The organism is Pseudophaeobacter sp., from assembly GCF_048267565.1.
In the GTDB taxonomy this organism is placed as follows: Bacteria; Pseudomonadota; Alphaproteobacteria; order Rhodobacterales; family Rhodobacteraceae; genus Pseudophaeobacter; species Pseudophaeobacter profundi.
The window spans coordinates 980467-992292 of the sequence record NZ_JBLWXG010000001.1; the positions used below are offsets into that span (position 1 = coordinate 980467).

10 protein-coding genes are annotated in these 11826 nt (G+C 60.7%); 1 reads left to right on the top strand and 9 read right to left on the bottom strand.

Annotated elements, in window-relative coordinates; genetic code table 11:
• Window positions 1-177 precede the first annotated feature (177 nt).
• The 6 genes from ACN0VH_RS04650 to ACN0VH_RS04675 form a co-directional block, all read right to left on the bottom strand.
• Window positions 178-960 carry a crotonase/enoyl-CoA hydratase family protein gene (locus ACN0VH_RS04650; RefSeq protein ID WP_417699678.1) on the bottom strand — a complete coding sequence of 261 codons (783 nt, stop codon included), beginning with the start codon at window positions 958-960 and terminating at the stop codon, window positions 178-180.
• Window positions 961-1018: 58 nt separating this feature from the next.
• Window positions 1019-1876, bottom strand: a complete 858-nt coding sequence (locus ACN0VH_RS04655) for a hydroxymethylglutaryl-CoA lyase (protein WP_417699679.1) — start codon at window positions 1874-1876, stop codon at window positions 1019-1021.
• Window positions 1877-1957: 81 nt separating this feature from the next.
• Window positions 1958-3901 (bottom strand): acetyl/propionyl/methylcrotonyl-CoA carboxylase subunit alpha, encoded by a 1944-nt coding sequence (locus tag ACN0VH_RS04660; RefSeq protein WP_278920975.1) that lies wholly within the window; start codon window positions 3899-3901, stop codon window positions 1958-1960.
• 86 nt (window positions 3902-3987) lie between these two features.
• A complete protein-coding gene (locus ACN0VH_RS04665; protein WP_417699680.1) occupies window positions 3988-5592 on the bottom strand; it encodes a carboxyl transferase domain-containing protein in 1605 nt (534 codons plus the stop codon).
• A gap of 13 nt (window positions 5593-5605) precedes the next feature.
• Complete coding sequence (locus ACN0VH_RS04670) at window positions 5606-6052, bottom strand: hypothetical protein (protein ID WP_417699682.1); 447 nt, start codon at window positions 6050-6052, stop codon at window positions 5606-5608.
• Window positions 6049-7569 (bottom strand): AMP-binding protein, encoded by a 1521-nt coding sequence (locus ACN0VH_RS04675; protein WP_417699683.1) that lies wholly within the window; start codon window positions 7567-7569, stop codon window positions 6049-6051. Before ACN0VH_RS04675 ends, ACN0VH_RS04670 begins: the two co-directional genes overlap by 4 nt.
• A 149-nt stretch (window positions 7570-7718) precedes the next feature.
• On the opposite strand from ACN0VH_RS04675, the gene ACN0VH_RS04680 reads away from it, so the two are divergent.
• A complete protein-coding gene (locus ACN0VH_RS04680; RefSeq protein WP_278920979.1) occupies window positions 7719-8321 on the top strand; it encodes an OmpW/AlkL family protein in 603 nt (200 codons plus the stop codon).
• Window positions 8322-8417: 96 nt separating this feature from the next.
• Here ACN0VH_RS04680 and ACN0VH_RS04685 read toward each other — a convergent pair whose 3' ends face one another.
• The 3 genes from ACN0VH_RS04685 to ACN0VH_RS04695 all read right to left on the bottom strand — a co-directional run bounded on the left by ACN0VH_RS04685 (window position 8418) and on the right by ACN0VH_RS04695 (window position 11820).
• Complete coding sequence (locus ACN0VH_RS04685) at window positions 8418-9578, bottom strand: isovaleryl-CoA dehydrogenase (RefSeq protein ID WP_278920980.1); 1161 nt, start codon at window positions 9576-9578, stop codon at window positions 8418-8420.
• A 249-nt stretch (window positions 9579-9827) separates the two neighbouring features.
• On the bottom strand, window positions 9828-11048 hold the full coding sequence (locus tag ACN0VH_RS04690) for a DegT/DnrJ/EryC1/StrS family aminotransferase (protein WP_417699685.1): 1221 nt from the start codon (window positions 11046-11048) through the stop codon (window positions 9828-9830).
• A gap of 109 nt (window positions 11049-11157) precedes the next feature.
• Window positions 11158-11820 carry an HAD-IA family hydrolase gene (locus ACN0VH_RS04695; protein ID WP_278920982.1) on the bottom strand — a complete coding sequence of 221 codons (663 nt, stop codon included), beginning with the start codon at window positions 11818-11820 and terminating at the stop codon, window positions 11158-11160.
• Window positions 11821-11826: the final 6 nt, after the last annotated feature.

The window sequence follows — 11826 nt, forward strand, 5'->3', positions numbered from 1 at the left end:
CGAACCAATGCGGATGAACCGGGCTTTCTACATGCGCCGAGACCCAGCAGCATCACTTGGCGCCATTTGGACCGCCCCAGGTTAATTTCTTATTATTTCCATAAGGAAAGGTGCCGCGAGCTCTCGCGACACCCGGAAAAACAGACATTCAAAATGCGGATTAACCTAGCGCTGGTATCATCCCTGCCAACGCGGCTTGCGCTTGTCAAAGAAGGCGCCGATGCCTTCCGGGGCTTCATCGCCCTCCCAACGCTCCACCAGGGCAGAAATGGTCATATCGATCACCGTATCATCCAGACGCGGTCCCAGATCTCGCGCTAATTTTTTCGCCGCGGCAACCGCACCTGGCGCGCAGGACAGATAGGGTTCCACCTCAAACTCCACCGCAGCCGCCAGATCAGCCGCCGGAACCGCTTTGGCCAACAGGCCCAGATCGACAGCTTCCGCCGCGCCAAACAGACGTGCCGACATGAAAACCCGCCGCGCCCGCGCCTCGCCCATACGCGCCACCACATAGGGGCCAATGGTGGCCGGGATCAGGCCCAGACGGGTTTCCGTCAGCCCCATTTTCAGATGATCCACCCCAATGGCCACATCACAGACTGATGCCATGCCGACGCCGCCGCCAAAGGCATTGCCCTGAATCGCCCCGATGAGCGGCTTCGGCAGAGTATTCAGCAGCATCAAAGCCTCGGCCAGAATACGCGCTTCTGCGGCGCGGGTGGCCGCATCGGCTTGCATCTGCTGCTGCATCCAGCCCAGATCACCACCTGCGCAAAAACTCTTGCCCGCACCGGTCAAGACCACAACACGCACCCGCTCATCCGTCGCCAGCTCGGCAGCAGCCGCCTTGATCTCCAGCAGCATCTCTCCAGACATCGCATTATGCTTTTCCGGCCGGTTCAGGGTCAGCCGTGCAACCCCGCGCGCATCCGTCTCCAACAACACCGTCTTGTACATCACTTTTCCTCTTCCTCAATCACACCGCGTCGGGGCCTGCCCGGGCAGGCCGCCCTGTTCAGTCACTTCCGCGCATCCTGCGCGCCAAAGTGGCCGCTTCGGTCAAAACCCCACGATCCAGCCCCGTTTCATATCCCAGCGCCACCAGATGATCCTGCACCGCTTCGGTGGCAACATTGCCAGCGGCGCCCGGCGCATAGGGACACCCCCCCAGACCGCCAACTGCGGCATCGAACACTCGCACCCCCTGCGCCAGCGACGCCTCGATATTGACCAGGGCGCGCCCCGCCGTGTCATGATAATGGCCCGCCAGTTGCGACACCGGCACCCGCGCCTTCACCGCCTCCAGCATCTTGCTGATGGCCTCTGGCGTTGCCTGGCCAATGGTATCGCCCAGCGAGACCTCATAGCAGCCCATCTCATGCAGCTGCTGCGCCACCCGCGCCACCTGCTCAGGGGCCGTCGCGCCATCAAAAGGACAATCCGTTACACAGGACACATAGCCCCGGACCGGCAGATTGATCGCCGCCGCCGCCGCCATAATCGGCTCAAACCGCTCCAGGCTTTCGGCAATGGTCGCATTGATATTGGCACGGGAAAAGCCTTCCGAGGCTGAGGCAAATACCGCGATCTCATCCGCCCCCGCCGCCACCGCATCCCGGTAGCCGCGCATATTCGGGGTCAAAGCTGCATAGGAAACCCCGGCAACCCGGCCAATTCCGGCTAAAACCTCGGCGCTGCCCGCCATCTGCGGCACCCATTTGGGTGACACAAAACTCGCGACCTCAATACGGCGAAACCCGGCCCGCGACAGGCAATTCACCAATGCGATTTTCTCGGCCACCGGGATGGCGCGCTTTTCGTTCTGCAGCCCGTCGCGCGGCCCCATCTCAAAGATCTCGACAGTCCGTTGCACGCCCCGCCCCTCCTTCATCTTACCCTAAATACCTAAATTCCAAACCGCGCCCCGGAACGCGCGGCTCGAACCTGTTGCGGCCTAGCTCTCTTCCAGACGCACCAGCGCAGCACCAGCCTCAACCTGATCGCCCTCGGTAGCAAGGACCTCGGCCACCGTACCGTCGCGGGCGGCCAACAAAGAATGTTCCATTTTCATCGCCTCCAGAATAGCCAGCCGGTCGCCCTCTTTGACCTCGGCCCCCGCCTTGGCGAAGACTGCCTTGACCAGGCCCGGCATCGGCGCTTCCACCACATTGAGATCGCCGCCCGCCGTAGCGTCACGCTCCAGCGGGTCGATCACTTCAAAGACCTGGCCATAGCCATCAAAGACAGTGATGGAATTGCCCGCCTGGGTCATTGGCGGCAACCGATCACCGCCCAGTAGCCAAGTGCCGCCAACCCGGTTGGCGCAGATCTGATCCTCGGGATGTCCCGGGAACTCCCAGATCTGGCGGTCCGGCCCGTCCACTTCAACCGTGGCTTCAAAGACTTCCCCCTGATAGCTGAGATGTATCGAGCGGCGCAGATCAGACCAAAGGGTAAAGCCCGCCGCCCAATCCATGTCCACCAGGCCCAAAGCCTGCATGCCTGCGGCAGCCTTGTGTTCAAATTTCACTTGCGGCACCTGCACCAGTTGCTCCAGATCCCGCGCAATGAGACCGGTGTCGACCTGCCCCGCGGCAAAGCTTTCATGCGCCGCAAGCGCGCCCAGGAATGCCAGGTTGGTGACCGTGCCGCCGACCTCGGTTTCGGCCAGGGCCTGCGACAGGCGCGACAGGGCAATGTCACGGGTTGGCCCATGCACGATGACCTTGGCAATCATCGGGTCATACCAGGGGCTGATGGTATCGCCAGCGCGCACCCCGCTGTCGGCGCGACAGTCTGCGGGAAATTGCAGATGTGTCAGGGTGCCGGTGGCTGGCAAAAACCCCTTTGGCACATCTTCGGCATAAAGCCGCGCTTCAAAGGCGTGACCTGAAATTGCCAGATCCTCTTGCTGGGCTGGCAGGCTTTCGCCTGCAGCGACGCGCAACTGCCATTCGACCAGATCAACACCTGTGATCAGTTCTGATACCGGATGCTCCACCTGCAGTCGGGTGTTCATCTCCATGAACCAGAAGCCATCGGCGCGCAGACCATCGGAGCCATCAACGATGAATTCCACCGTGCCAGCCCCCTTGTAGCCAATGGCCTCGGCGGCGCGTACCCCGGCCGCCCCCATGGCGGCGCGCATTTCATCCGTCATGCCGGGGGCCGGAGCTTCCTCGATCACCTTTTGGTGGCGGCGCTGCAACGAACAGTCGCGTTCAAACAGATGTACCGCATGAGTACCATCGCCAAAGACCTGGATTTCGATATGGCGGGGCTGCTGGATGTATTTTTCGATCAGGACATCCGGATTGCCAAAGGCCGTTGTCGCCTCGCCCTGGGCGCTGGCAAGCGCTTCGGCAAATTCACTGCCAGCCTCGACCAGGCGCATGCCCTTACCGCCACCACCGGCTACGGCCTTGATCAATACCGGATAGCCAATTTTATCGGCCTCGGCTTTCAGGAAGTCAGCCTGCTGATTGGCGCCGTGATAGCCAGGGACCACGGGCACGCCGGCCGCCTCCATCAATACCTTGGCGGCATCTTTGAGACCCATTTTGCGGATCGCATCTGCCGAGGGGCCAATAAAGATCAGCCCGGCTGCCTCGACGGCCTCCACAAAATCCGGGTTTTCCGACAGGAAGCCATAGCCCGGGTGGATCGCCTGGGCCCCCATCGCCTGGGCCTGCGCAATGATCTCGTCGCCCAACAGGTAGCTGTCGGCCGGCGCCGGACCCTGGCCGATGTGGCAGGCTTCATCTGCCATGGCCACATGTTTGGCGGCGCGATCCGCATCGGAGTAGACGGCCACGGTTTTGACCCCAAGGGAGCGGGCGGTTTCTATCACACGGCAGGCAATTTCACCGCGATTGGCAATCAGAATTTTATCGAACATGGGGATGGTCCTTTGTCTGCAACGTCGGACCGAGGGCTCTGCCCCCGGACCCCCGAGGTATTTTTGGCAAGATGAATGGCAGGCATTTACATGCGGAAGACGCCAAAGCGGGTTTCATCGATTTCTGCATTGAGCGCGGCCTGCAGTGACAGGGCCAGCACATCTCGGCTTTTGCGGGGGTCGATGATGCCATCATCCCAGAGCCGTGCTGCGGCATAGAGCGGGTGGCTTTGTTCTTCGAACATATCAATGGTGGGCTGTTTGAACTGGTTTTCTTCCTCCGCCGACCAGCTGCCGCCCTGGCGCTCAATAGCGTCGCGTTTCACCGTGGCCAACACGCCTGCCGCCTGTTCGCCGCCCATGACCGAGATGCGTGAGTTGGGCCAGGTCCACAGGAAACGCGGCTGATAGGCCCGCCCCGCCATGCCGTAGTTGCCCGCGCCAAAGGAGCCGCCGACCAGCATGGTGATTTTCGGCACATTGGTCGAAGCCACTGCCGTCACCATCTTGGCACCGTGGCGCGCGATGCCTTCGTTTTCATATTTTCGTCCCACCATGAAACCGGTGATATTCTGCAAAAAGACCAATGGGATTTTGCGCTGTGAGCAGAGTTCTACAAAATGCGCGCCTTTTTGGGCGGCTTCGGAAAACAAGACGCCATTGTTGGCGATGATCCCCACAGGGCAGCCTTTGACATGGGCAAAACCGGTCACCAGGGTTTCGCCGTAGCGCGGTTTGAACTCGTCAAAGCGTGAGCCGTCCACCAGGCGCGCAATCACTTCGCGGATGTCATAGGGGGTGCGCAGATCACCAGGAACCACGCCCAGGATTTCTTCGGGGTCATAGGCGGGCTCTTCGGGGGAGGCCCAGTTCACCGTTTGCGGTTTGATGATATTGAGCGACTGCACGGCGCGGCGCGCAAGTGCCAGGGCGTGGGCGTCATCTTCGGCCAGGTAGTCCGCCACGCCAGAGAGCCGCGTGTGCACATCTCCGCCGCCGAGATCCTCGGCCGTGACCACCTCGCCAGTGGCGGCCTTGACCAGGGGGGGGCCGGCCAGAAAGATAGTGCCCTGTTCCTTGACGATGATGGTCACGTCAGACATCGCGGGCACATAGGCGCCACCGGCGGTGCAAGAGCCCATGACCACGGCGATTTGCGGAATGCCCTTGGAGGACATGCGCGCCTGATTGTAAAAGATGCGGCCAAAGTGGTCGCGGTCCGGGAAGACCTCGTCCTGTTGTGGCAGGTTGGCGCCGCCCGAGTCCACCAGGTAGATACAAGGAAGGCGGTTTTCCTCGGCAATTTCCTGCGCCCGCAGATGTTTCTTCACCGTCATCGGGTAGTAGGTGCCGCCCTTTACGGTGGCATCATTACAGACCACCATGACCTCTTGACCATGCACCCGGCCAATACCCGCAATCACGCCTGCGGCAGGGGCTGCACCGTCATACATGTTGTGGGCCGCTGTCGCACCGATCTCAAGAAAGGGCGAGCCCGGATCCAGCAGGTTTGCCACCCGGCGCCGTGGCAGCATCTTGCCCCGGCTTTCATGGCGGGCGCGAGATTTTTCGCCCCCCCCCAGGCGCGCAGCCTCGGCCACTGCAGAAATCTGCGCCAGCGCATCGAGATGCGCGGCCTGATTTGCCTTGAAACCTTCGGAGGAAGGCATCGCCTTGGATTTGAGTTTCATGTCTGCGTCCTTATCACCTGGTGCGGGTTGTCTGGTCGAGTTCAACCACGCGGAGTTTGAACCATTTCAACAGCGCCGTTTGGTAGGCGCCAATCTGGGTAGAAGTCAGGTCGGCGACCTGACGATTCTGAAAAGCAGAAGACGTCTCCGCCATCGTCTGAGCCCCGATATACTGCTGCTTGACGCGCGGGCTATCCTGCTCCAGCCAAAAAGAGCCGAAAACCATGCAGTCCCCACGCCCGCGCATTTCAAGACTGAGATTGCAAAGCTTGGTTGATGTCGAGTCACAAAGTCGCCGCATAGGAACCAACATCGCGCCATTTGAGACCCGGCTGCTGCAAGCGGCAAGATACCCTTGGCTGTCAAACATGTTCTCTTGCTGGGGCTGCGCCCGCAGCATTGGGGCAGTCAGCACCAGTGAGGCGATGAAAGCAGCCGCGATGCACTGAACGACCTTCACGACGTAAGCTCCTGCGCGGCCCGCGCCTTGAGCTCTTTACGGATCACCTTGCCGGTCACTGTCATCGGCAGGGCCTCCAGAAAAGAGATTTCGCGAGGGTAGGAATACTGGGCAAGACGGTCTTTTACGTAGTCTTGCAATTGTTGTTGCGTAGCCTGGCTCTCGGGTTTCAGCACCACATAGGCCTTGACGATCTCGGTGCGCAACGGATCGGGTTTACCGACAACACCAACGGTGGCCACGGCGGGGTGGGTCATCAGACAGTCTTCGATCTCGGCCGGGCCAATGCGGTAGCCTGAAGACGTGATCACGTCATCTTCGCGACCGACAAAGCGCAGAAAGTCGCCTTCCCAGATGCCGCGGTCTCCGGTGACCAGCCAGTCGCCGCAGAACTTGGCGGCGGTCTCTTCCGGGCGGTTCCAGTATTCCAGCATCATCGAGGCCGACCCACGGCGGACAGCCACATCCCCCTCATCCGTGGTCGGATTACCGGTCGCGTCCAGCACTGCCAGCTGATGGCCGGGGACAGGTTTGCCGATGCAGCCGGGACGCGGCGGGTAGTCGACACCGCAGGAGGAAGCCACCATATTACATTCGGTCTGGCCGTAGAATTCATTGATGGTCAGGCCGAAATGCGCCTGGCCCCAGGCGAGCATCTCTGCGCCCAGGGGCTCTCCGCCAGAGGCAACAGAGCGCAGACCGTCGAGCCCCTGCCCCGCCGCTTTCAGCATGCGTAGCGCTGTGGGGGGAAAGAAAACATTGCGTATATTGCCGCGCTGTACCAGATCAGCGCAGGCCTCGGGGCTGAATTTATCCAGCCGCGCCGCCACCACAGGCACGCCCAGCGCCAGACCCGGCATCAAGACATCAAACAGGCCACCAATCCAGGCCCAATCTGCCGGGGTCCACAGGCAGTCTCCGGGCTGGCCCAGATGATCATGGCTGACAGACACACCGGGCAAATGGCCGGTCAGCACCCGATGACCATGCAGCGCCCCCTTGGGGCTGCCCGTGGTGCCCGAGGTATAGATCAGCACCGCTGGCGTTTCTGGCGTCGTGTCGGCAAAGGCAACCGGATCACCGGGGCGCCCGACACGGTCTACCAGAACCGCCTCGGCCAGATTCCCCAAGAGATCTGCCCCATCGGGATCGGTCAGGACAAAGGCAACGCCAGCGTCCCCGGCCCGCGAGGCCAGGGCATCACGTTTGAACAGCTTGAACAATGGGACTGAAATCGCCCCCAGCTTCCAGATGGCCAAATGCGCGGCGGCGCACCAGGGCGACTGGCTAAGCAAGACACCAACCCGGTCACCCGCCTGGATGCGCGGCTGCATATAGCGCGCAAGACCGTCGACCATTTCGGCCAATTGCCCATGGCTGATGTCGCGGCGCTCTGGCCCTGTCAGATCAATGATCGCCAGCGCCGCTGGCGCATGCGCCATGGCCTGAGCCGCCATATTCAGCCCCGCAGGCAGAGACCAAGACCCCCCTGCGGTCAAACCCGGATATTCTCGCATCAGCAGCTACTCTCATATTGCATGGCAGGTATGCGGGATTTTCCTGCATACCCAAGGGGAAAGCGAGTTCTCTCTTGATCCAGATCAGAGCATTCATCCGGACAAGGGCGCAAAGAGGAGGCGTAAATACAAGAAAAGGGATTCCCCCCATGAAACGCTCTGCTTCCATTCTCGCGCTGGTAACCGCCTGCACTGTTGTAGCGGCCCCGGCTTTTGCACAGTCCCAAGGCGACTGGACCTTTGGTATCGGTGTCATCAACGTCAACCCCAAGTCGAATAATGGCACCCTGGCTGGTGGCCCGGCCACAATAAACGACAATACCCAGGCTTCCTTCACCGCAGAGTACTTCATCCGCGACAATCTCGGGATTGAACTGCTGGCCGCGACCCCGTTTGAACATGACATCAGCATCGGCGGCGCCCTTGCCGGGACATCCAAGCAGCTGCCGCCCACCCTGTCGGTCAACTATCACTTCCCCACCAATGGCAAAATCAAACCCTTCATCGGGGCCGGGATCAACTACACAACCTTCTTTGAAGAGCAGTCTTCCCTTGGTGTGCTGAAACTTGAAGACAGCTGGGGATTTGCGGTCCAGGCGGGGGCTGACTGGCAGGTTTCCGACAAGGGTGCGCTGCGTCTGAACGTCCGCTACATGGACATCGAATCCGATGCCTACCTGAACGGCGCCTCTATCGGCACAGCCGAAATTGACCCGGTCACCATTGGTGTCAGCTACGTTCACAGGTTCTGATCCCTTACTCTAACATCAACTGGCGGGCCCGCACAGGCCTGCCAAACACCTCAATCCCCCCAGTTGGCCTCCCTCGGACAGCTGGGGGGTGTTGGTTTACATGGTGCCCATCAGTTCCCGGCCGATCAGCATCCGGCGAATTTCCGAGGTGCCAGCGCCAATTTCCATCAGCTTGGCATCGCGGAAGATCCGGCCCACAGGGTTATCGGACAGATAGCCCGCGCCGCCCAGCGCCTGCACCGCCTGATGCGCCTGGGTCATCGCCTGTTCAGAGGCAAAAAGACAGCAGGCCGCCGCATCCTGGCGGGTCACGGTGCCCTTGTCGCAGGCCTTTGCCACCTCATAGACATACGAGCGTGCCGCGTTCATTGCCGTATACATATCGGCAATCTTGCCCTGCATCAGCTGGAAGTTCCCGATTGGCTGGCCAAACTGCTTGCGCTCTTTCAGGTAGGGCATCATCTCGTCCATACAGGCGGCCATGATCCCGGTGCCGATACCGGCCAGAACCACCCGTTCGTAATCCAGCCCGGACATCAACACCTTGACGCCCTTGCCCTCTTCGCCCAGCACGTTTTCAAACGGCACTTCGCAATCGTCAAAGATCAGCTCGGCCGTGTTGGATCCGCGCATACCCAGCTTGTCAAAATGCGGCGAGGTCGAAAAACCCGTCATGCTTTTTTCAACGATAAAAGCGGTGATGCCCTTGGAGCCCGCTTCCGGATCGGTCTTGGCATAGACCACCAGTGTATCGGCGTCGGGGCCGTTGGTGATCCAGTATTTATTGCCGTTCAGGCGGTAGTGGTCATTCCGCTTTTCCGCCCGCAGCGACATCGAAACCACATCCGACCCGGCGCCCGCTTCGGACATGGCAAGGGCTCCGACATGTTGACCGGACACCAGACCGGGCAGATATTTTTTCTTTTGCTCGTCACTGCCGTTCAGCTTGATCTGATTGACGCAAAGATTTGAATGCGCGCCATAAGACAGCGAGACCGAGGCGCTGGCCCGCGCCACTTCCTCAACCGCGACCGTGTGGGCCAGATACGACATGCCCGCACCGCCAAATTCTTCCGGCACCGTGATGCCCAACAGACCAAGCTCCCCCATCTCGGCCCAGAGTTCGGCTGGGAATTCGTTTTTCTGGTCGATTTCCTGCGCCATGGGTTTGACGCGATCCTGCGCCCAGCGATGCACCATATCGCGCAACGCATTTACCTCATCTCCAAGATCGAATTGCATGCTCGCATTGAACATTTCCCGCTCCCTTTCCCACAGTTCTGGCTAAATTATCTGAACAGTTGTTCATTTCATAGAGCGCAACCTTGATTCGGGTCAATCCCTGCCCTGCGATGGCGACGGCGCGACAAATCCTCGAAACCGGGATTATCAAGCAAAACCAAAGATTAGATCGAAAAGTCAAAAATGCACGTGACACAAAAAAGGGGGCACCAAACTGGAGCCCCCACTGCAACGCTGTTTCATTCGGGCAAAACCGCTGCCGCCCTAACCACTCCGGCCCCTGCTATGCTGGGCCTCAGACTGGAAGACTGCGCCTACTTCTTCCCGGATGATCCGCGCAATCTGGGCGCAGTCTTCAAGGCTAAAGGTTAGGGGCACACGCATATCGACAATCCCGGCCAGGATGCGGTCGCTTTTGGGCAGGCTCTGCGCCTCAGCATAGCGCCAGCTGTCATAGCGCGAGGTAAAGGCCACCGGCTCCGGGGTGCCAAACCACTTCAGCTCCACCCCGCGCGCGCCACAGCGGGCGATCACCTCTTGCAGCGCATCATCGCGCCAATCAAGCAGCAGGAACTGGATCGACGACCCGACATAGCTCTCCCCCTCGGGGCGTTCGACAATGGTCAGGCCGGGGGTATCGCGCAGCCCGGATTCAACAACCCGGTAGCGTTCATTCCAGCGCGCCACCTGCGCGTCAAGTTCATAGAGTTGCGGGCGCAGGATAGCGGCCCGCAGATTATCCATGCGGCCGGAAATATTCGGTGTATCGTATTTCACCTGCTCAAATGCCTCGGGCGGGGGCGCTGCCAGGTGGCGTTCATACAGCATGTAGGACCCCGACAACATGACCGCACGGGCGGCGATGTCGGGATCATCAGTGACAAGCAGGCCACCTTCACCAGAATTTACATGCTTGTAGGTCTGACACGAATAGCAGCCCACCGCGCCCTGTCGGCCCGAAGCCTGCCCCTTCCAGGCCGCCCCCATGGTATGGGCGCAGTCCTCGATCACGATGATGCCCGCGTCATCACAAATCTGCATCAGGCGGTCCATGTCACACAGATGCCCGCGCATATGGCTCAGCATCAGGACGCGCGCCTGATCGGCCTTGGCCACCAGATCATCCAGATCAATGGTCAGGTCCTCGCTGACGCCAACAAAGACCGGAGAAGCGCCCACCGCAGCGATCGCCCCCGGCACCGGGGCCAGGGTAAAGGCATTGGTCAGCACGCACTCGCCATGCTGCACCCCGACGGCGCGCAGCGCAGTCGCCAGCGCATAGCCACCCGAGGCGACCGCCAAGCAATATTTGGCACCGATCTGGGCCGCGAACTCTTGCTCCAGCAAGGCCGTCTCGCCATGCTCACCCTCGGTGACGTTATAGCGATGCAGGCGCCCATGGCGCAGAACCTGCAGTGCGGCTTCGATTGCCGCCTCAGAGAGTGCTTCTTGCTGGGTGAAGCTGCCAGTAAATTTCTCGCTCATAAGGGGTTTGTGAGCCGCCCTTTCGCGGCGGTCAAGGGGGAACAAACCCTTGGCAAGCCCCCTTTACCACCGGCAAGCCCCTAGCATGGCACCGCCAAGCCGCCAGCCCCTAGCCAATAAGACGGGCAACCATATCGGGCAGATCTTCGTAGCGCTGCAACAGGGCCTCGGGTTTGAGCGCGGCCATATCCCCCCCCGCCGGACCAAAGGTTACCAGCACCGACGGCACCCCGGCATTGGCCGCCGTGTTGCGGTCGGTGTCACTGTCGCCGATCAGAATGGTTCTCGCCGGATCCCCGCCAGCCCGCCGCGCGGCCTCGAACAGGGGCTCGGGGTCAGGTTTGCGCACCGGCAGAGTATCCGCCCCGACCAAAGAGGCAAAGGAATCCCGCACCCCCAATGAGCGCATCAGCTGTTCGGCCAGGGCCTCTGGCTTGTTGGTGCAGATGCCAACGCCATATCCCGCCAGTTTCAGGGTCTCTACCGCCTCCATCGCGCCGGGATACAGGAAAGTGTGATGATCAATGGCGTCGCGGTAAGCCGCAAGCAGGACCGGGTAGTAATCTTCGACCTTCGCCGCATCATAGACGCCTGCCCGTTTCATACCGGCCGTCAGCATCATCTTGCCACCACGCAGGGCCGTGGCCGCATCCTGCGGCTGGGTCAGCATATCCCCCAGCCCCATCTGGCGAAAACAGGCATTTGCCGCCGCCAATAGATCACCCGAAGTATCCGCCAGTGTTCCATCCAGATCAAAGATAACTGTTCGCATTTTGCC